This is a genomic window from Bacillus sp. GMa5/1 (assembly GCF_050172015.1).
GTDB lineage: Bacteria > Bacillota > Bacilli > Bacillales > Bacillaceae_G > Bacillus_A > Bacillus_A cereus.
On the sequence record NZ_JBNLYC010000007.1, the window covers coordinates 50,488 to 71,929 of the forward strand.

A 21,442-nucleotide genomic window follows, 5' to 3' on the forward strand; every position below is an offset into this window, starting at 1 on the left:
AAAGAGAGGCTCCTTAGGAGCTTCTCTTTTTTGTTAACGCAATTTCTTTAATTTAAAATGAACAACCGCGCTATAATACGGTCTTTTACTTTCAGGATCCATAACCATTTGATGTGAGATGTGATGAACTTCAAGCATAAGTGCTTTATTATTATCAATTTGTTCACTAATTTTTCGTTCTAAAGAAGCTAAGTCTCCCGCTTCAAAAAACTCTACTTTATCTTCTAACATTTCAAAGGTAAATGACATGAAGACGGCCCCTCTCCTATGTAATCAACTATAGTGTAACAAAGAAAAGAAGGAAATACCATGTACATTTCAATTGACATTTTTAGAAAGAGGGAATATCATACTGATAAAACCGATAAGAAAAAGGGGAATTTTTATGGGTACAGAATTTAATGGTTTATTTGATGAGTGGGCTCATACGTACGACTCATTTGTACAAGGCGAAGATATACAATATAAAGAAGTTTTCGCCCATTATGAGGACATTCTAGAGGATGTAGTTAACAAGTCATTTGGTAATGTATTAGAATTTGGTGTCGGTACAGGTAATTTAACAAATAAATTATTACTTGCTGGCCGCACAGTTTACGGTATAGAACCGTCGCGTGAAATGCGCATGATTGCAAAAGAGAAATTGCCAAAAGAATTTTCAATTACAGACGGTGATTTTCTTTCGTTTGAAGTTTCAAATTCAATTGATACCATTGTAAGCACCTATGCATTTCATCATTTAACAGATGATGAAAAAAATGTAGCGATTGCGAAGTATAGTCAATTGCTAAACAAAGGTGGTAAAATAGTGTTTGCTGATACGATATTTGCAGATCAAGATGCATATGATAAAACTGTTGAAACAGCAAAACAAAGAGGTTTCCACCAGTTAGCAAACGATTTGCAAACGGAATACTATACACGTATTCCAGTTATGCAGACTATTTTTGAAAACAATGGCTTCCATGTAACGTTCACGAGATTAAATCATTTCGTTTGGGTAATGGAGGCAACTAAGCAATAGAAAGAGGGATTAGATTGAGAATTGCTGTAATTGGAGCAATGGAAGAAGAAGTACGTATTTTACGTGATAAATTAGAACAAGCAGAGACAGAAACGGTTGCAGGTTGTGAATTTACGAAAGGGCTATTAGCAGGGCATGAAGTAATCTTGTTAAAGTCTGGTATTGGTAAAGTAAACGCAGCGATGTCAACGACAATTTTATTAGAAAAATATAAGCCTGAAAAAGTAATTAATACTGGTTCAGCTGGTGGATTCCATCATTCTCTAAACGTTGGTGATGTAGTTATTTCCACTGAAGTTCGTCACCATGACGTAGATGTAACAGCATTTAACTATGAATATGGTCAAGTACCAGGAATGCCGCCTGGATTTAAAGCTGATGAGGCGTTAGTTGCATTAGCTGAGAAATGTATGCAGGCTGAAGAAAATATTCAAGTTGTAAAAGGTATGATTGCAACAGGTGATTCATTTATGAGTGATCCGAACCGCGTTGCAGCCATCCGTGATAAATTTGAAAATCTTTATGCGGTAGAAATGGAAGCAGCAGCTGTTGCACAAGTATGCCACCAATATGAAATTCCGTTTGTTATCATTCGCGCACTTTCTGATATTGCTGGTAAAGAATCAAATGTTTCATTTGATCAGTTTTTAGATCAAGCAGCTCTTCATTCTACAAACTTTATCGTAAAAGTGTTAGAAGAGTTAAAGTAATGTAACAAAAAGGCAACTGTCTCATATAAAGAAAATACATACAGTTGCCTTTTCTTTATTGGCAAACAAGGGGGAGAACACGATGAATGTATATCGTGGAGTTCATGAGTTAATTGGTCATACACCAATTGTAGAAATTACTCGTTTTTCACTTCCGAAAGGAGTCCGTTTATTTGCAAAGCTTGAATTTTATAACCCAGGCGGAAGCGTTAAGGATCGTTTAGGAAGAGAATTAATCGAAGATGCGCTAGAAAAAGGGCTTGTTACCCAGGGTGGAACAATTATTGAACCGACTGCTGGGAATACTGGTATTGGACTGGCACTTGCAGCATTAGAACATGATTTACGTGTTATTGTTTGTGTACCAGAGAAATTTAGTATTGAAAAACAAGAATTAATGAAAGCACTAGGTGCAACGGTCGTGCATACACCGACTGAGCAAGGAATGACCGGTGCAATTGCTAAAGCAAAAGAGTTAGTAAATGAACTACCGAATTCATACTCTCCAAGTCAGTTCGCAAATGAGGCAAATCCTCGTGCATATTTTAAAACACTAGGACCTGAACTGTGGGACGCATTGAATGGAGAGATTAACATATTTGTTGCTGGAGCAGGAACTGGCGGTACGTTTATGGGGACTGCATCTTATTTGAAAGAAAAAAATATAGATATTAAAACAGTTATCGTAGAGCCAGAAGGATCTATTTTAAATGGTGGTAAGGCTGGTTCACATGAGACCGAAGGAATTGGACTGGAATTTATCCCGCCATTTTTGAAGACATCTTATTTTGATGAAATTCATACGATTTCTGATCGAAATGCATTTTTACGAGTGAAAGAATTAGCGCAAAAAGAAGGACTTCTCGTTGGGAGCTCTTCAGGAGCAGCATTTCATGCGAGCTTACTGGAGGCAGAGAAGGCAGCACCAGGTACAAATATTGTAACGATTTTTCCTGATAGCAGTGAGCGCTATTTAAGTAAAGACATATACAAAGGATGGGAATAAAAAATGAGAGCAAAGACAAAGTTAATTCATGGTATTCGCATAGGAGAACCTTCAACTGGATCTGTAAACGTACCGATTTATCAAACAAGTACGTACAAACAAGAAGCAGTTGGTAAGCATCAAGGATATGAATATTCACGTACAGGTAACCCAACACGTGCAGCTTTAGAAGAAATGATTGCTGTATTAGAAAATGGGCATGCTGGATTTGCATTTGGTTCAGGAATGGCTGCTATTACAGCGACAATTATGTTGTTCTCAAAAGGTGACCACGTTATTTTAACAGATGATGTTTATGGCGGAACATACCGCGTTATTACGAAAGTATTAAACCGTTTCGGTATTGAGCATACATTTGTAGATACAACAAACTTAGAGGAAGTTGAAGAAGCGATTCGTCCAAATACGAAAGCAATTTATGTGGAAACACCAACGAACCCACTACTAAAAATTACTGATATTAAGAAAATATCTACTCTTGCTAAAGAGAAAGACCTATTAACAATTATTGATAACACATTCATGACGCCATATTGGCAGTCGCCGATTTCTTTAGGAGCAGATATTGTGCTTCATAGTGCAACGAAATATTTAGGAGGTCATAGTGATGTAGTTGCAGGTTTAGTAGTTGTAAATAGCCCACAACTAGCAGAAGATCTTCACTTTGTACAAAACTCAACAGGAGGTATTCTTGGGCCACAAGATAGCTTCTTACTACTTCGCGGTTTAAAAACATTAGGAATTCGTATGGAAGAACATGAAACGAATTCACGTGCTATTGCTGAGTTCTTAAATAATCATCCAAAAGTAAATAAAGTATATTACCCAGGTCTTGAATCACATCAAAATCACGAATTAGCAACAGAACAAGCAAACGGGTTTGGTGCTATTATCTCATTTGATGTAGATAGTGAAGAAACATTAAATAAAGTACTTGAGAAACTACAATACTTTACACTTGCTGAAAGCTTAGGAGCGGTAGAAAGTTTAATTTCTATTCCATCTCAAATGACACATGCATCAATCCCGGCTGATCGCCGCAAAGAATTAGGAATTACAGATACATTAATTCGTATTTCTGTCGGTATTGAAGATGGTGAAGATTTAATTGAAGATTTAGCACAAGCGCTAGCATAATAAAAAACGCACTGCTCTATATTAGCAGTGCGTTTTTTTATTACGTCTTTTTGTGAAACATTTCACAAAATAGACATACACAAACGAAATGATTTCATGTATATTGAATTCAGGAAACGTTACTCACGAACAAACTTGTGAAAATTTTCACAAACAATGAAATTCATGTAGGAAAGCATCTCTATTTTTTTGTGTTAATTGGGACTTATTTTGACCTACAGGGACATATAAGGACCGTAATAGTAGAATAGGAGGAAATTCACATGGTAGTCAAAGAGAAAGTTGTAAATGAAATGCAGGAAGTAAAAAAGATGATTGATACGCTAGTAAATAATGGTCAACAAGCTTTACAAGCATTAGAAAGTTTTACACAAGAGGAAATTGACAACATTGTTCATGAAATGGCATTAGCAGGTGTTGATCAACATATGCCGCTAGCGAAATTGGCAGTTGAAGAAACTGGCCGTGGTGTATATGAAGACAAATGCATTAAAAATATTTTTGCCACTGAATATATTTGGCATAGTATAAAGCAAGATAAAACGGTAGGGATTATTCACGAAGATCCTCATGAAGAAATAATAGAAATCGCGGAACCTGTCGGTGTAGTAGCTGGAGTAACACCAGTAACGAATCCAACGTCGACAACAATGTTTAAAGCGTTAATTGCGATAAAAACAAGAAATCCAATTATTTTCGCATTTCATCCTTCCGCACAAAAATGTTCTGTGGCAGCAGCGAAAACCGTATATGATGCAGCGATGAAAGCTGGTGCACCAAAACACTGTATTCAATGGATTGAAAGACCGTCTGTTGAAGCGACGAAACAATTGATGAACCATGATGGTGTAGCACTCGTTCTAGCAACTGGAGGCGCTGGTATGGTGAAATCAGCTTACTCTACTGGAAAACCAGCGTTAGGCGTTGGTCCTGGTAATGTACCGTGTTATATAGAAAAATCAGCACATGTAAAACGAGCTGTTAATGATTTGATTTTATCAAAAACATTTGATAACGGTATGATTTGTGCATCGGAACAAGCAATCATTGTCGATAAAGAAATTTATGATGATGTTAAAACAGAAATGATTGAAAACAGTTGTTACTTTGTAACAGAAGAAGAAAGAAAAAAATTAGAAAAGCTCGTTATAAATGAAAATACATGTGCAGTAAATAGTGATATTGTAGGGAAATCAGCACAGTATATTGCCGATTTAGTTGGGATCACTGTTCCTGGACATACAAAAATGCTTGTAGCTGAAATTCAAGGTATCGGAGCAGCATATCCGTTATCCCGTGAGAAACTGAGTCCAGTATTAGCTTGTGTGAAGGCAAATTCATTAGAAGAAGGATTTACATATTGCGAAGAAATGTTGAACCTCGGTGGTTTAGGACATTCAGCAGTTATCCATTCTACAAATAAAGATGTGCAAAAGCAATTTGGGTTACGTATGAAAGCTTGCCGTCTCATTGTAAATGCACCTTCATCACAAGGTGGAATAGGGGATATATATAATGGATTTATTCCATCACTTACACTTGGTTGTGGTTCATACGGAAAGAATTCAGTTTCCCAAAATGTAACAGCGACTCATTTATTAAATATAAAAAGGCTGGCAAATAGAAAAAAGAATATGCAGTGGTTCAAACTGCCACCAAAAATTTATTTTGAAAAACATGCTACAGCTTATTTAGCAAATATGCCTAACATTTCACGTGCATTTATTGTAACGGACCCCGGAATGGTTGAACATGGCTATGTCGATACAGTCGCGCACTATTTAAACAAGCATGCAAATGATGTGAAAGTTGAAGTTTTCTTTGAGGTCGAACCAGATCCATCAGATGAAACTGTTTTCAAAGGTGCGGAAATGATGAAAAGTTTTAAGCCAGATGTAATTATCGCACTTGGTGGTGGTTCAGCTATGGATGCAGCAAAAGGAATGTGGTTATTCTATGAGCATCCAGAAACGACATTCTATGGTATTAAACAGAAATTTTTAGATATAAGAAAACGTACATGTAAATATCCGGAATTAGGAAATAAGGCGCAGTTTGTTGCGATTCCAACGACATCAGGAACGGGATCAGAAGTGACACCATTTGCGGTTATTACAGATAAGAAAAATAATATAAAGTATCCGCTCGCAGATTATGAATTAACACCAGATGTAGCAATTGTTGATCCACAATTTGTAATGACAGTACCACCACATGTAACAGCAGATACTGGTATGGATGTTTTAACACATGCAATTGAGGCGTATGTGTCTGTTATGGCAAATGACTATACAGATGGATTAGCATTAAAAGCTATTGATCTCGTATTCAAATATTTACCGAGAGCATATAAAGATGGAAATGATGAAGAAGCAAGAGAAAAAATGCATAACGCTTCTGCAATTGCAGGGATGGCATTTGCAAATGCTTTCCTCGGTATTAATCACAGCTTAGCACATAAGATTGGACCAGAATTCCATATTCCGCACGGACGCGCAAATGCCATTCTAATGCCGCACGTAGTCCGCTATAATGCTATTAAGCCAAGAAAACACGCATTGTTCCCAAAATATGAGCACTTTGTGGCAGATGAAAGATATGCACATATAGCGAGAATGCTCGGGCTTCCAGCAAGTTCGGCAGCAGAAGGGGTGGAATCACTCGTCCAAGCAATTATTGAGCTTGGAAAAAGCTTAAATATTAATATGAGTATTGCGGGACAAGGAGTCGATAAAGAGCAATTTGAAGAGGTTGTTGGAGTATTAGCAGAAAGAGCTTTTGAAGATCAATGTACAACTGCTAATCCAAAGTTACCGCTTATTTCAGAGCTGAAAGAAATTTATATGGAAGCATATAAAGGTGAATAATGATAAAAAAAGAGCCGCAGTAAAAGCGGCTCTTTTTTTATTGGAAAACATCTCCCAGAATGGCTGTATTTACTGGTCTTTCAGTTTCATAGAATATGATACAGTGAAATGGAGGAGTGAGAATATAATGAAGGAATTAAAAGGAAAAATAGAAGATTATACTCGGTTTGGACAAATGCTTCTCGCTGTAAGTACATTGTTAATGGTTGGCTTATTGATTCCGAGTGGAGCAAAAGAGACAATCCAATTTTTTGTTATGATGGGGAGCATCGTTATATTTTTAAGCTTATCGTTCTTTTTCTTTCAGCGTGTGAAAGTGATGCGTGACCAGCTAGAGGAAAATGAATGTGAATAATATTGTTAACTAGAGCGCAGCGAAAAGAAAAAATCTTTTTGTCGCGCTTTTTGTTTTTTTGTAGGAAAATATATGCGTTTCGTGTTGACAATGATAATCCTTATCAATTAAAGTAGAATAGTAGTTAATGATTATCATTATCAATTAGAGGTGAAGGAATGAAAAAATCTATTACGCTATTTACAGCGATTTTATCTATTTTTTTCTTGTTAATAGGTTGCAGTGCCAAAGGGGACGAAAAAGCGTCTGCAACCAAAACAGAAAAAGGAAAAGAGAAAATCGAAATTACCGACCTATCAGGAAGAAAGGTAACATTCGATAAAGTGCCAGAAAGTTTTGCAACATTAAGTATGGGGGACATGGATATTATTCATGCTTTAGGTGGAAAAATAGTAGGTCGCCCGGATACGAAATTAACTCTTCCAGATGAGCTAAAGAAAGCACAAGTAATTGGGAATGCACATCAACCGAATTTTGAGCAAATTGCTAGTTTAAAGCCCGATGTACTTGTTGCTAACAATGGATTCCAAAAGAATGTGCCAACGGTTGAAGGACAAGGAACGCAAGTTATCATTTCTTCTGCGAATTCTGTACAAGATATTCAAAAAAATATTGAATTATATGGAACGGTAATGAAGAAAGAAGATAAAGCAAAAGAAATTAATCAAAAAATGAATGATCAAATGAAGAAATATGAGAAAAAGAGCGATGCGAAAGCATTGCTAGTGTATGGCGCACCAGGAACTTATTTAGCGGCATTACCAACATCTTTATCAGGTGATATTTTAGAAAAAACAGGCGGAAAAAATATTGCTTCTGATTTTCCAGAAACGAAAGAATATCCGCAATATGCACAGCTAAGTGTAGAACGTATTATTGAGGCGAATCCAGATGTGATTTATTTAATTACACACGGAGATCCAAAAAGTGTGAAAAAAGCATTCGAAGGCGAAATGATGAAAAATGAAGCGTGGAAAAATTTAGAGGCAGTAAAACAAAACCGCGTAGTTATTTTGCCACCTGATTTATTTGGATCTAATCCTGGTACAAAAGTTACAGAAGCAATGGACTTTATGTATAAAAGTATACAAGATGTAAGGAAATGATACTATGGAAAGTAGTGAAGTAGTAAGAGAAAAGGAACATCCTTTTGCGAAAAAAAGATGGATAATAGCAGTTACTTTAGTTGTATTAACAATCCTAGGTCTCTTTTACGGTCTTTTCGCAGGAAGTTTATCCTTTTCTGTACGAGATATTCTAACGGGTATACAAGATGAAGGTTCGACAGTTCATCGAATTGTATGGGATCTTCGCATACCGAGAGTGCTCATTGGGTTTATAGTAGGAACATGTTTAGCTGCATCTGGTACACTGCTACAAGGAGTTATGAGAAACCCTCTTGCAGATCCTGGTATTATCGGAGTTTCATCTGGGGCAGGCCTTGTAGCAATTGTCATCATGATTTTATTCCCACAGCATCTAGCTTTTTTACCACTAGGGGCGTTTTTAGGATCTTTCATAACAGCGATGGTTATTTATGCTTTATCATGGCAAAAAGGGGCACCACCTTCAAAAATCGTCTTAGTAGGGGTGTCGATCAATGCATTAATTGGTGCAGCAACGTCAGCATTAATGTTATTACATAGTGACAAAGTACAATCGGTGTTACCGTGGCTAGCGGGTGGTATTGGTGGTGTAAGTTGGGCACATTTAAATATGATTATTTATTATGCAATATTCGCCATTATATTAGCTTTCTTTGGTATTAAGCATATTCGAGTGTTAATGCTTGGAGATGAAATGGCAAAGTTATTAGGACATAACGTGGAAAAAAGTCGGTTTTATTTAATCGTAGTAAGTACATTATTAGCTGGAATTGCAGTAAGTGTGTCTGGTCTTATTGGATTTGTCGGTCTTGTCGTACCACATATGCTACGTTTATTAGTTGGAAATGATTATAGATATTTGCTACCTTTATCATGCCTTGGCGGCGGGGTATTACTTGTTTTTGCGGATGCAATAGCTCGAAGTTGGTTTGACCCAATCGAATTGCCTGTTGGTATTTTACTGTCCTTCTTAGGTGGTCCGTTCTTCTTATATTTAATTCATAGAGGAGGAAAACAAAGTGATTTCCGTTAACAAAGTGTTTTACGCACACTCTGAAAGATTTCAAATGCAAAATATGAATGTACATATTAAGGCTGGAGAAATCGTTAGTTTAATTGGTCCGAATGGATCGGGAAAATCTACTTTGCTTCGTTTAATAGCAAGGCTACTGAAACAAAGCGAAGGGGACATCATTTTAGATGGGAAAAATATTCATATGATGAAGAGTGCTGATGTAGCGAAGCAATTAGCAATGTTACCACAAATGCATGATCATCAATTAGATTTAACAGTGAAAGAACTAATTGAGTTCGGAAGAGGTCCACATAAATCATGGAGTAGCCACTTAAATAAAGAAGATGAAGAAATTGTTGATTGGGCATTGTCTGTTACAAATCTTGAAGGGTATGAATATCGTCTTTTACATTCTTTATCAGGAGGGGAACGGCAACGTGCTTGGATTGCGATGACGCTAGCGCAACGTACAAATGTCTTATTATTGGATGAACCAACAACCTTTTTAGATATCGTTCACCAGTTGGAAGTAATGGAACTTGTGAAACGATTAAATGAGGAGTTTGGAATGACAATTATAATGGTTTTACATGACATTAACCAAGCTGCTCAATATAGCGATCGTTTACTTGTATTAAAGCGAGGAAAAATTCAGTATGATGGTATACCAGAAGAAGTACTATGCCATGAAATGTTTCAACATGTATTTGGCATAGATGTAGATATTTTTCAGGGAAGTGACAAGCCTTTTTTTACACCGAAACGAATTTCTAAAAGGGGAGAAGAGCGATGCAAACAGAAGAGCGTATTACCATTGAATTAGTAAGAGAATTTGTTATGGCAGCTCACGGGGATTTAGAGAAAGTACAAGAGCTATTGGTTGAATCACCAAGCTTACTTCACGCCTCTTATAATTGGGGTGGATCAGATTGGGAAAGTGCGTTAGGCGCATCGGCACATGTAGGTCGTAAAGATATTGCTCTTTATTTACTAGAAAAGGGTGCTCGGATGGATATTTTTGCAGCAGCTATGCTTGGTGAATTAGAAGTTGTACAAGCTATTTTAGTAGCTCAACCAGAAGCATTGCGCGCATCTGGTCCTCATGGTATTTCTCTTCTTCAACATGCACGAATGGGTGGAGAGAAATCTAAGCGTGTATATGATTATTTAGCAATACTATCTTAATGAACGAAGGAAGTTCTTATGTGCGGTAAACTTTTCACTTGAAACAATTGGAAAGTTTACCGCCCGTTAGAACGGGATAAGTATCTAGTATATTTGAAAATCCTACACCCCCCTCAATTGTAGTTTTCTTTATGCTAGTTATGATATGGATGCAGTGGACAATATTTGTCTACTGCTTTTTTTGTTTCTATAAGATTGAATATTCTGTGTTATGTGGTTGATTCATTTATAATAAATGGTAACACTTATTGTGCATACAAAATATGATTGTGAAATTAAGAAGAAATTAGTAGAAAGGAGTGAAGGAATGTTTCATACAGACCGTTTACAAATTCGTAAATATACAATGGATGATTTACAGTTCTACGCTTCACTATGGGGAAACGAAAAAGTAATGCGCTATATTGGAAATGGGAATTTAAAAACATATATGCAATGTAAAAAAAGTTTGGAAGAGTGGGTAATTCCTAGCTATAAAAACGGCCTCGGTTTATTTATATTAATTGAAAAGGAAACGGGGATACGGATTGGTCATGCAGGATTAGTAAAGCAGCAGATAGATGGAAAAGAGGAAATTGAAATTGGTTATTGGTTATTACCTCAGTATTGGGGAAAAGGCTATGCGAGAGAAGCAGCGGCAGCATTTCGAGACTATGGCTTCCAAGCGTTACGAATGAATAAATTGATTTCTCTTATTAATCCGGACCACCCCGCCTCAATCTTTGTTGCTAGAAAAACGGGGCTTAGTTATGAGAAAACAACTTCATTTCATGGGATGGATGTTCTCGTTTATTCCATTAGGCGCGTTGGATGAAAAAAGGTTAATTGCATTTTTTGAAGAATGGTATATAAAAATAAAGGGGGGATTACATGTACATTTATCATAATGGACTTATTATTCGTGAGGGGACGAATGGTGTACCTGCATATGCAATTAAGACTTTATTCGAAGATGCCGGTTGGAGCAATGATAATATCCCTTCTTGGCAAATTGAAAAATTCACGATAGCATTTGAAAATTCAACATGGGCATTCACAATTTGGGATGAAGAAGAGATGATTGCCATGGTTAGAGTCATTTCTGATGGAATCATGGTCGCGAACATAGTAAATTTAGTTGTGAAATGTGAATATAGAGGGAAGGGATTAGGTAAGAAACTTGTCGCTCTTTGTTTGCAAAAGCTACCACATGGTGACTGGTTTGCACATACTTCTGCGAACAATTTTGATTTTTATAGAAGCTGTGGATTTGAAGTTAGAGAGCTATCGAGAAATGGAACATGTGCGTATTATGGATATCAAGTCGCGAAAAGAGATGGTCACCGATAAATGAATGAAAAGTAAAAGTTTAGCGAGGTAATTTTGAGGATTTGATAATAGAGAATGGATTGAGGCACATTTTATGATAAAATAAAAGAAAATTCTGTTTATTATTAGGGGGATAAAAATGAGTATAAAAGTTGGGGATGTATTTAAATATGAAAGAAGATTTACTGAGGAAGAGGTGTTTGAATTTGCAAATATTACCGGAGATAAAGGTAGACACCATGTGGAATATGATGAAAATGGAAGATTAATGGTCCATGGTTTATTGACTGCTAGCATTGGAACGAAAGTAGGCGAAGAATTACATTACATAGCAAGAGAATTAGTAAGTGAGTTTATTAGACCAGTTTTCACAGGAGATACAATCACTTGTGAATTAACTTTAACAAATGTTGAGCAAATGGAAGGCTATAAAAAAGTTTCAATCGAGTCAGTTTATCGCAATCAACACGAAAAGACTGTACTAGTGGGGACAAGTTATGGAATTATAAGGGGATAAAAAAGAAGCCTGTTTAGCAGGCTTCTTTTTTATTATTTAGTAAACACGTTTTCGATTTTCCGCATAACTAGAGATGAGTAGTAATGCAGTTTCTTCTCCTATATTACGAACAATATGAGGAACGCATGCATTCCATGAGAAAGAATCACCTTCTTCTACAATTGCAATATCTTCACCGTGCTGAACTTCTAGTTTTCCGCGTAATACAAGGTGACATTCTTCCCCTTCATGGGCATTTGGTGAGTTTTCTTTCGGGAATCCAGTAGGGATTTCTACTAAAGATAGGCGAAGGCCCCCTTGCTCCGCAACATGTTCAATTCTTTGCTCATCTTTGCCGTATACACTGTATTTCCGTTCTTCTTTTTTGACAATTTTTAATCGATCTTTTTGCTCTAACAATAAATAGGGAAGGGGAACGTTTAAAAAATTGGAGATCGTTTCTAAAGTTGAGATAGATGGTGATGTTTTATTATTTTCAACCTGACTCATAAATCCTTTAGAAAGACCTGTTCCCTCACAAATTTGTGCGATTGTTATGCCTCTACGTTGACGAATTTCACGTATTGCAGAACCAATATTCATAAAATCAAGCTCCTTTTTGTAAACAACTATTTGTATCATAGCAAAAAAAATATATTTTTTCCCAGTGGAAATGAATTGACGAATAAAAAAAATTAGTGTATGTTTTGTAATGTGAATAAAAGTTTTGTATAAGAAAACTATAAAGGAGAGAAAGAAATGAATCAACATATTGGTAACTTAATTATTCGTATCGTGTTAGGGGTAACATTCTTCATGCACGGTTTAACAAAATTCCAATCAGGAATTGACAATATTGCAGGGTGGTTTACAAGCATTGGTTTACCAGGAGGACTTGCATACGGTGTAGCAACATTTGAATTAGTTGGAGGCCTATTATTAATTCTAGGTTTAGGTGTAAGATATATTGGATTATTATTTGCACTTGTTATGGTTGGAGCAATCGTAAAAGTGAAATGGTCAGCTGGTTTATTGGGAGATGGAAAAAATCCTGGTTTCGAATTAGAACTTGCATTATTAGCAATGGGTGCATACTTATTTGTTGCAAAAGCTGATGGTTTTGTAGATAATTTCTTAAAAGAAAAAATGTCAAAGAAGAACTAATTTAAATGGGGGGCTAACAAGATGAGTTTTCAACTTCATCCCGATACAACACTGGATGTTGTTCATTTATACGTATCTAATGTAAAGAAATCACTAGAGTTTTATACGGAAGTACTAAGTATGAAGGTGCTAAAAGAAGAAAAAGCAGTCGTTACATTTGGGAATGAAAATGATGAACCACTTCTTATCATTGAAGAAAAGAAAGAAGCTTTTCCGAAGCAAAGAGGAAGAACAGGGTTATATCATTACGCAATTTTATTACCAAGTAGGCAGGATTTAGCGAATGTTCTTCGTCATCTTGTAGAAATGGTATATCCACTACATGGCGGGGCCGATCATTACTTTAGTGAAGCTCTTTATTTAGCTGATCCAGATGGAAACGGGATTGAAATTTATCATGATCGACAAAAAGAAGTTTGGCGTGATGAGAATGGAGAGCTCCCATTTGTTAGTAACCCGTTAGCTGGTGAAGAATTATTGCAGCAAGGAAGTACATGGAGTGGATTTCCAGCTGGTACTGTGATGGGGCATATTCATTTCCATGTAGCTGATTTAGAGGAAGCGAAACGTTTCTATGTTGATGGTCTTGGTTTTGAAGTAACAATCCCAGCTCGTAATGGAGCGTTGTTCGTATCAGCAGGTGGCTATCATCACCATATCGGTTTAAATACATGGCAAGGTGAAGGGGTACCACCGCAAATGCCAGGTTCTGTTGGTTTGAAATATTTCACAATTGTATTAGCGGATGAAAAACAAAAAGAGCAAGTATGTGAAAGCTTAAAAAATATTGGTAAGATTGCTACGTACAAAGATGGAATATTACAAGTCGAGGATCCATTTGGACATTGTATCCATTTCCAAATAAAAGGAGAAGCCTAAAAAGGCTTCTCTTTTTTATTTTCTTATAATTGCATTTTCGTTTTGTAAAAATAGTTCATCAAATTGTTTTGCAAGCTCAAAATCTAGTTTCGTTAAACCTTTTGCATTCCAAGATGACAAAGTAATAATAACTGCTTTATACTGGATAAGGATAAATGGATGGTGATTATGTTCTTCTGATAGTTTGGCGGCTTCAGAGACAAATTCGACTCCTTTTAAGTAGTCGGAAAACATATATTTTCGTTCAATCCATTTCTCATCTTTTACCATCCATTTATCTACCTTCAATAATTCCTCGTGAACTTCTTCTTCAGTTAATCTTAGCATCATTTTTCACATCCTTTATTGGAAGTAACGCAAGACCATTGTTAATAAGGCGTGTTACAGCTTCGTCAGTTGTGAAAGTAGAAAGTTGATGTAGTAATGCTGCAGATGTTTCATGCCCTTTGTTATGCTCTAAAAGTAACTCTAATACTTCAAGGCGCAGCAACCATTCTTTCGCATAAAATTTATTTAATACTTCTTGGATTGCTACTAATTGATCGATATGCGCGTCGTGTAAAATCCCCTCACTTCGAATATCTCGAACTGTTTGATACATACGCTCGAGTTCATTCAGTACAAGCGGAGCAGGAATTTCTTGAACTTCTTCATCCATTGGGAAAAATGCTGCTGCATCTGCGGCACCTGGGAATACTGAAGTGATTTGTGAGCCAACAGCCATATCAAATGCGCCCCATGAAGCATCAAATAAAACGCGGGCGTTATAAGTAACTGTGCAATCGATAAAGGAAATAAGAGCAATTTTCTTATCATTTTTCACAATATCTGTTACTGTTCCTTTTACATGAATACCACTTGCAAAAGTAAACTCAGCGATAGTTCCAATTTTAATTCCTAATGATTGTAGTTGTTCGTCTGTACAATTTTCTAATGCAATATTTTCAGTAAGTAATCCAATCGGTGTTCCAAATCCGTCACTGTGTACAGAAGTAGAATGATTCGCTAACTGTTTATTATGAAGCGCTAATGCCGTTGGCGAATTTGTTCGCATGTAAATTAATTCACCTGCATCGTTTTCAATTGTCTCGCTAAATGTACCTGTAATTTGTAATCCACTATTTAGCTCAGCTGTTGCATAGTTCTCAGAGCGAATTGCTTTTTCTAAACCTTCTTTTCCACCTGTTTTAAAGGCCATTGTTTTAGAAAATGTTTCAAGCGCATCTGTTAATTCTTCAAAGGATTCACAAACAAATAGTTGTGGTTGCATTTTTGTTACGTCATAAGTTGTCCCTGTACATGCTTCGATAGAAAATGGAACCTTTTCTACAGCGTCTGTTAAGCAATGTTTGCTTTCGCCAACAGAAGAAAGGAGACCAGCACCATATATCTTTGGATCATCTATATTTCCGATCAATCCATATTCTACTGTCCACCAGAAAAGACGTGAAATTTGTTCAGCTTCCGATAAACCAGAAACTAACTTTTGTTTTTCAATTACAGCATTTTCAGCAGCCTTAACTTCATCAGGAGTAGAAGTAGGGCTTTCTTTTACTATCGTTAATGTACGAACAGCTTCAAATGCATCATGTTCTTCTTTTGTAGAGAAAGCTTTTGCACCAATTTGCCCAAAACGTTTCACATATTTTGCATATGTAGGATCAAGTAAAATCGGTGCGTGTCCTGCGGCTTCATGTACGATATCTGGAGCTGGTGTGTACTCGATATTTTCTACTTTCCGGATATCTGTTGCAATCGGTAGTAATCCGTGTCCTTGAAAATCGAAGAATGCTACGCCAGGAATAAGTCCGTCAATTGTTACAGCGCCCCAGCCGCTTGGTGCCAAACACTCATTCATTTCTTCTACTTTTGGAATTGCATCTATATTAATACCAGATGATTGTAGTCCGTTCACATAGGCTGGATGAGCAACGTCTTTTAAGAAGCTATGATTTTGTCTCATAATGTAACGCCACACAGCGTGATTCACCGGTGTGTATTGATCATAATGTTGTGTGGATACAAATGGTTTTAAATGCGATGGAATTTCTGTTTTCTTTGTCATTTAGACATCCTCCTTTTTTTCAATAAAATTGAATATCGATTTCGTATAGCTTGTATCACCCCCTTTCATTTTTTGTAAGCGCTTATAAAATTTTATCATAAGATTCGGAATTATTTAACATATGTTTCTGTGATAAATAGAAAAAGCCCCTATCGGAAAATCCGATAGGGGCGAAAGAATCGCGGTACCACCCTATTTGTAAGTGAAAATATACTTACATCTCAATTAATGATAACGGAAAAATTCCGTCTTTTCCTTCATGCATAAAAGCACTACGAAAAAGAAGCTCCAGAATTGTAATTCATACTTATATATGTGCTAATTTCCACCGACCATTAGCTCTCTGTAACAGGGATATAAGATACTACTGCGATTCTTTCAACGCGTATATATGAAATTGTGTAAGAGGATGGATGCAAAAAAGTCCCTATCGGAAAATCCGATAGGGACGATAAAAATCGCGGTACCACCCTATTTGTAAACAACTAATTGTTTACCACTCACTTTACGATAACGGAAAGATCCGTCTTTCTCTTCATGCATAAAAAGCATTACGGGAAAGAAGCTCCAGAATTGTAATTCACGCTTGTATATGTACTGATTCGCACCAACCATCAGTTCTCTGGGACAGTGATATAAGTCGCTACTAGCATTCCTTCAAAGCCGATATATAATTCGTTAAACTAAACTATGTTTTGTATTATAAAACTATATTAAAAAAATTGTCAACAAAAATTTTTTATCCCGTGTTAATGAGCAGTAAAATTCCTACCTCAAAATTCGGTGGGAGAATAACTGCCCGTAACCCCCGATTGGTGAAGGCTAATAATCAGTGGGGATGAACAAAATCTCTACTGATTAAGGCTTCACTTTATTTCACTTCTAAATTAACAGTTAAATTAGAGGTATTGCCAGCTGCATCAGTTGCTACAATGTGAATAGTATTTTTTTCTTCGTGTAATTGAGTGCGATCGAAATAAATGTCATAGCTTTTCTCCCAAGGGTTCAGGAATGCCTGTTCCCATACACCATTTCCGTTAATTTCATATTGCATTCTCACTGGAATACCGGGTGCTATCCAACCAGATTCTGACATCCAATCTAGTAGAATATCATCAACTTTTCCTCTAATTACGAGATTTTCTTGGTCAACTTCGTGTGTTAACTTAGGTGCAGTTCGATCAAGAAATACAGCAGCTATTTGTTTTGTTTCTCCACCAGAATTAGAAGCAACTGCTTCGATTTGATATAGCCCGTCAGCTAAAGGAGTGCCATCTGCTTTTGTACCATTCCATTTGAAAGGTTTGTATCCAGGAGTTGCATTTTTAGCTTGATGGATAATCCCTTGATACGTTACACGTTCTTTCGTAACTAAATTTGCATGTAATGTTACATCATCCACAGGCGCAACTAAATAGTAGTTGATGAGATTATCATCTAGTACGTGGTCGCCACTTGGGCTAAAAGTAGAATTAATAATTTCAAGTCCATCGATACGTTTATAATCTTTAGGATCGATACTAAATGTGAATGGAATTCGAATTTCTTCTTTTGCCCCTTGTTCTTTTACATATACATTTCCAGTATACACACCTTGTGGTAGTGAGCTATCTACCGTGATAGTAAATGGTTTTTCGGTACTACTATTCGGTTGTATGCTAATCGATGAAGGGACAGAAGCTTTTACTTTTGTTTTTGTGTTGGCATCTAGTAATTCCACACGAGTTGAAAAACTTTTCTTTTTACTAGAAAGGTTTTGTAATGTAACATTTTGCGTCAGTTTTACTTTTCCGCTATTTGGCTTAATAAGACCAAAGCTGACATTGTTAGGTTTTACTAATACATTTGTTTGAGCTGCTTTCGGAATGTTAATTAAACCAGATCCTTGTGCCATAACAGGGTATGTATTTTCATTGACATCATGTAATGTTTTTGCATTGTTAGCAAGAGCCGCTTTCAATTGTTCTGTCGTCCAATCCGGATGCATTTGACGCAAGAGGGCAACCGCTCCAGCTACTTGCGGAGCAGCCATACTTGTTCCGTTATGCGATTCATAGCCGCCTCGCGGTACTGTACTAGTAATTTGTACTCCAGGTGCAACAACATCAGGCTTTATTAGCCAACTTCCTTGTGATGGTCCTCTTGAACTAAAGTTACCGATAAGTTCTGTTTGCTTTGGTTGTCCAATTTTTATATTTTTCTTTCGTTTTGTGATTAAAGTTTTTAATTCTTCCCCATTTGTATTTGATAATTGCATTACTGGGATAGCCAGATGTTCACGTGAAAAATATTCCGGCATCATATTAATTTCTTTTTCGTTAGAGATTAATAACACACCAAGTGCCCCAGCTTGCTTCGCTTGTTCTGCTTTTACTAATGTACTAGAAGTACCTTGTAAAATAAGTGCGAATTTCCCTTTCACATCTTGTTTTGCATAATCACTTGGATTGCCATAACCAACATATACAAGAGGGGAATCATTTCCTATTGGAAAATCGGATTTTGATAACGGTAACCCTTGATATGTTTTGCTGGAACCAGCTACTTGGAATGTTGGAAACGGGATAGAAACCGTAGATGCTCCAACAGAAATGACACTACTTGCGTTACCGGGAGCATCAACAGACCAAGGTTTTGGTCCGTCATTTCCATTTGAAACGACAGTAGTAACACCAAGTTTCGCTGCTCGTTCTAACGTTAATGTTACAGGCTGATCAGGTACATTTAAATCTTGCCCAAGGGAGAGGTTTAACACATCCGCACCATCTTGAATCGCTCGCTCAATCCCTTGGATAATATCATCTGTTGTACCAGTTCCACCGTCATTCATTACACGATAGGCTAGAATAGAAGCGTTTGGAGCAACGCCTTTAATTTTTCCATTACCCGCAATAATTCCAGCTACATGAGTACCATGTACGTTACCATCCATTGGATCGCTATCTTCATCAACCGTGTCATATCCACCGATATAATTTGCCTTTAAGTCAGGGTGTGTATAGTCTACGCCAGAGTCGATAATGGCTACTTTCATGCCTTTTCCATCAAGCGGTTTGCTAGATGGATCTTTTAAATTCCACGCTTCAGGTGCACCAATTGTCGGTCCACCGATATTTGGTGCTTCTTCGTTAGTAGTACTTTTTGATGTTTCATGCAATTTATATGTTAAGTTCGGATAGACTGCTTTTACTTCAGGTAAAGAGGCAAGAGAGGTAATTTGATCTCCAGGAACTGAAATAGAGAATCCGGAAAATAACGTATTATACACTTCTTTAATTTTTGCACCAGGTGCTTTTTCTTTTATTTTCTTAGTCGTATCTTCTTGTGCTTTTTTTAGCTCAGCATGATAAGACTGAGCATTACTATTTTGTAAATCTGGAGCATGCTGAATATTACTTTGAGCAGCGAGAGGTGCATGTTGCAATTCTACAATTACTGATATTTCTTTTGTTGTTTTCGTTTCAACATTTTGAGCAATTTTATGTTCTCCCCACTGTTCAATCGTTGTTTTTAATTGTGGACTAAATTGCTTCTCCTTTTGTAGTGATTCAGCATGAGCGCTTAAAGCTCCAAAACTAGAAAAGACAAGCGCCATGCTTAATAGTGTAGATGTAGTTTTTTTCATTGATACTCCCCCTAATAAAAAAGTGCCAATATTCAGAAATTAAATCTTACATTTTAGTTATAACTTATAAATATAAATGTTGGCTAAACTATACTTTCGACATAATTCATACCAATCCTCTATGAATTGAAAATTTCTTGGGAAATTTTTTCTGATTATGTCGAATCGATATTTTTCACATATTGTAGGAAGAAAGTGAGGAATGCTATGAGGGAAATGGAGTGATGGTATGAAAAGGCTAATAGTAAGTGGTAGTGTAGTGTTGTTTATGTTTTTGTGTTCTATCACTATTACTAGCGCAGAAAATAATAGTGTGAAAGTTGCTTTTATTCGTCATCATAACCTTTGGATTAAAGTTGAGGGGAAAGAAAAACAACTTACAAAAGGAGAGAACATAATAGGGCCAAAGTGGTCACATGATGGAGAATGGCTGGCATATGTAAAAGGGAAGAAACAAAATATTCTTGAGTTATATCGGCTGAAAGATGGAAAGAAAGTTACGCCGTTTCACTCAGAAGCATCGAATTATCAATGGTCACCAACAGAAAATATAATTGCATTTATATTTACAGGTACATTAAATACATTTGATGTAGAAAAAAAGAATGCAGATTTTGAAAATGTATCGGCTGGTGTAGGGGATTATGCATGGTACCCCGATGGAAAGAACTTTCTTGTATCCTCTGAAGCGCACTTACTTCCAACAGGATGGACAGGGGCTCAGCTATATGAAGTGCAAAAAGATGCACATATGAATCCTCACAAAATGAAGCATTTGTATGCATTGCCAAATGAACATGATGATTTCCTAGCGCTAGTAGCAAGTGGCTTTAAGTGGTCACCAGATCAAAAGTGGATTTCATTTTTAGCAGTACCGACAGCTTCATGGTCAGCTGATAGTAATACGCTTTGCTTAGTTCGTGCAGATGGCAGTCGGTTTGAAAAAGTAGATCAAATGTTACTAAACGCACAATGGTTTCAATGGGCACCATCAAAAAATATATTAGCTTATATTGAAGGGAGCGGAAGAGTTGCATTAGAAAATAAGCATTTAAAAGTAAAGGAATTGCCAGCACTTCAGCAGAACATATTTACGCCGAAAGGATATGTTGATTGGGATTTTGTATGGAAGAACGATAGAGTAATTATCGTTTCACGAGCAAAGGAGGCAGGGATAGAAACTCCACCAGAAAAAAGGCCACTACCATCTTTGTATGAGGTCGATAGTACAAGTAATGCACAGCATCAAATCACAAAGAAAAAGAACAAGCAAGGGGATTACCACCCGATCTTCATGAAGAAGAGTAATCAATTAATTTGGATACGTTCAGACCGTAAGAAAGCGGATGTATGGCTTGCTCATAAAGATGGGAAACAGGAAAAGAAGTGGATTGAAAATATAGATGTACCAGCGTGGTATTATGAGAAATGGAATTGGGAAAATGTCATCTCGGTGAAATAACAATAAAAAACTGCCTAAAAGATCATTTTAGGCAGTTT

21 protein-coding genes and 2 other annotated features are annotated in these 21,442 nt (G+C 36.6%); of the genes, 16 read left to right on the top strand and 5 right to left on the bottom strand.

The window, feature by feature from the left end; translation table 11 throughout:
• Positions 1 to 33: 33 nt before the first annotated feature.
• Positions 34 to 249: a YrzA family protein gene (locus tag ACQGSG_RS03385; RefSeq protein WP_000010984.1), complete on the bottom strand. Its 216-nt coding sequence runs from the start codon at positions 247 to 249 to the stop codon at positions 34 to 36.
• 136 nt (positions 250 to 385) lie between these two features.
• Here ACQGSG_RS03385 and ACQGSG_RS03390 point away from each other — a divergent pair, with 136 nt between their 5' ends.
• From ACQGSG_RS03390 to ACQGSG_RS03450, 13 genes are all read left to right on the top strand, one after another.
• Positions 386 to 1,024, top strand: coding sequence for a class I SAM-dependent methyltransferase (locus ACQGSG_RS03390; RefSeq protein WP_325842928.1), 639 nt, complete (start codon positions 386 to 388; stop codon positions 1,022 to 1,024).
• 14 nt (positions 1,025 to 1,038) lie between these two features.
• The gene (mtnN, locus tag ACQGSG_RS03395; protein WP_001217024.1) at positions 1,039 to 1,734 is read left to right on the top strand and encodes a 5'-methylthioadenosine/S-adenosylhomocysteine nucleosidase; all 696 of its coding nucleotides are present in this window, start codon (positions 1,039 to 1,041) and stop codon (positions 1,732 to 1,734) included.
• Positions 1,735 to 1,816: 82 nt separating this feature from the next.
• Entirely contained in the window at positions 1,817 to 2,740 is a 924-nt protein-coding gene (locus ACQGSG_RS03400) for an O-acetylserine dependent cystathionine beta-synthase (protein WP_001103881.1), read from the top strand.
• A 3-nt stretch (positions 2,741 to 2,743) separates the two neighbouring features.
• Positions 2,744 to 3,877: a bifunctional cystathionine gamma-lyase/homocysteine desulfhydrase gene (locus ACQGSG_RS03405; RefSeq protein WP_001201908.1), complete on the top strand. Its 1,134-nt coding sequence runs from the start codon at positions 2,744 to 2,746 to the stop codon at positions 3,875 to 3,877.
• Positions 3,878 to 4,140: 263 nt separating this feature from the next.
• Positions 4,141 to 6,744 carry a bifunctional acetaldehyde-CoA/alcohol dehydrogenase gene (gene adhE, locus ACQGSG_RS03410; RefSeq protein ID WP_048567733.1) on the top strand — a complete coding sequence of 868 codons (2,604 nt, stop codon included), beginning with the start codon at positions 4,141 to 4,143 and terminating at the stop codon, positions 6,742 to 6,744.
• Positions 6,745 to 6,871: 127 nt separating this feature from the next.
• A complete protein-coding gene (locus tag ACQGSG_RS03415; RefSeq protein WP_000661265.1) occupies positions 6,872 to 7,099 on the top strand; it encodes a YrhC family protein in 228 nt (75 codons plus the stop codon).
• Positions 7,100 to 7,257: 158 nt separating this feature from the next.
• Positions 7,258 to 8,205 (top strand): ABC transporter substrate-binding protein, encoded by a 948-nt coding sequence (locus ACQGSG_RS03420; RefSeq protein WP_000748453.1) that lies wholly within the window; start codon positions 7,258 to 7,260, stop codon positions 8,203 to 8,205.
• Positions 8,206 to 8,209: 4 nt separating this feature from the next.
• A complete protein-coding gene (locus ACQGSG_RS03425; RefSeq protein ID WP_000445963.1) occupies positions 8,210 to 9,238 on the top strand; it encodes a FecCD family ABC transporter permease in 1,029 nt (342 codons plus the stop codon).
• On the top strand, positions 9,225 to 10,043 hold the full coding sequence (locus tag ACQGSG_RS03430) for an ABC transporter ATP-binding protein (RefSeq protein ID WP_000626525.1): 819 nt from the start codon (positions 9,225 to 9,227) through the stop codon (positions 10,041 to 10,043). The genes ACQGSG_RS03425 and ACQGSG_RS03430 overlap by 14 nt, the downstream gene beginning before the upstream one ends.
• Positions 10,010 to 10,405, top strand: a complete 396-nt coding sequence (locus tag ACQGSG_RS03435) for an ankyrin repeat domain-containing protein (protein ID WP_001192763.1) — start codon at positions 10,010 to 10,012, stop codon at positions 10,403 to 10,405. The genes ACQGSG_RS03430 and ACQGSG_RS03435 overlap by 34 nt, the downstream gene beginning before the upstream one ends.
• 235 nt (positions 10,406 to 10,640) lie before the next feature.
• Positions 10,641 to 11,219 (top strand): GNAT family N-acetyltransferase, encoded by a 579-nt coding sequence (locus ACQGSG_RS03440; protein ID WP_142330218.1) that lies wholly within the window; start codon positions 10,641 to 10,643, stop codon positions 11,217 to 11,219.
• Between the two features lie 56 nt (positions 11,220 to 11,275).
• The gene (locus ACQGSG_RS03445; protein ID WP_000276114.1) at positions 11,276 to 11,734 is read left to right on the top strand and encodes a GNAT family N-acetyltransferase; all 459 of its coding nucleotides are present in this window, start codon (positions 11,276 to 11,278) and stop codon (positions 11,732 to 11,734) included.
• Between the two features lie 118 nt (positions 11,735 to 11,852).
• Entirely contained in the window at positions 11,853 to 12,230 is a 378-nt protein-coding gene (locus tag ACQGSG_RS03450; protein WP_000025015.1) for a MaoC/PaaZ C-terminal domain-containing protein, read from the top strand.
• A 36-nt stretch (positions 12,231 to 12,266) separates the two neighbouring features.
• Here the strand turns inward: ACQGSG_RS03450 and ACQGSG_RS03455 are convergent, their stop codons facing one another.
• On the bottom strand, positions 12,267 to 12,812 hold the full coding sequence (locus tag ACQGSG_RS03455) for a helix-turn-helix domain-containing protein (RefSeq protein WP_001020693.1): 546 nt from the start codon (positions 12,810 to 12,812) through the stop codon (positions 12,267 to 12,269).
• A gap of 156 nt (positions 12,813 to 12,968) precedes the next feature.
• Between ACQGSG_RS03455 and ACQGSG_RS03460 the strand changes: the two genes are divergently transcribed.
• Both ACQGSG_RS03460 and ACQGSG_RS03465 read left to right on the top strand, forming a co-directional pair.
• Positions 12,969 to 13,373, top strand: coding sequence for a DoxX family protein (locus ACQGSG_RS03460; protein ID WP_001071553.1), 405 nt, complete (start codon positions 12,969 to 12,971; stop codon positions 13,371 to 13,373).
• Between the two features lie 21 nt (positions 13,374 to 13,394).
• Entirely contained in the window at positions 13,395 to 14,252 is an 858-nt protein-coding gene (locus ACQGSG_RS03465) for a VOC family protein (RefSeq protein WP_000009844.1), read from the top strand.
• Between the two features lie 15 nt (positions 14,253 to 14,267).
• On the opposite strand, the gene ACQGSG_RS03470 is transcribed toward ACQGSG_RS03465, so the two are convergent.
• From ACQGSG_RS03470 to ACQGSG_RS03480, 3 genes are all read right to left on the bottom strand, one after another.
• Complete coding sequence (locus tag ACQGSG_RS03470; RefSeq protein WP_000979538.1) at positions 14,268 to 14,582, bottom strand: 4a-hydroxytetrahydrobiopterin dehydratase; 315 nt, start codon at positions 14,580 to 14,582, stop codon at positions 14,268 to 14,270.
• On the bottom strand, positions 14,563 to 16,317 hold the full coding sequence (locus tag ACQGSG_RS03475; protein ID WP_000163184.1) for an aromatic amino acid hydroxylase: 1,755 nt from the start codon (positions 16,315 to 16,317) through the stop codon (positions 14,563 to 14,565). The genes ACQGSG_RS03470 and ACQGSG_RS03475 overlap by 20 nt, the downstream gene beginning before the upstream one ends.
• Positions 16,318 to 16,480: 163 nt before the next feature.
• Positions 16,481 to 16,708 (bottom strand) — a binding site (T-box leader).
• 50 nt (positions 16,709 to 16,758) lie between these two features.
• Positions 16,759 to 16,987 (bottom strand) — a binding site (T-box leader).
• A gap of 201 nt (positions 16,988 to 17,188) precedes the next feature.
• Positions 17,189 to 19,942, bottom strand: a complete 2,754-nt coding sequence (locus ACQGSG_RS03480) for a S8 family serine peptidase (RefSeq protein WP_325842927.1) — start codon at positions 19,940 to 19,942, stop codon at positions 17,189 to 17,191.
• Between the two features lie 229 nt (positions 19,943 to 20,171).
• Here ACQGSG_RS03480 and ACQGSG_RS03485 point away from each other — a divergent pair, with 229 nt between their 5' ends.
• Positions 20,172 to 21,404 carry an eIF2A-related protein gene (locus ACQGSG_RS03485; protein ID WP_325842926.1) on the top strand — a complete coding sequence of 411 codons (1,233 nt, stop codon included), beginning with the start codon at positions 20,172 to 20,174 and terminating at the stop codon, positions 21,402 to 21,404.
• Positions 21,405 to 21,442 lie beyond the last annotated feature (38 nt).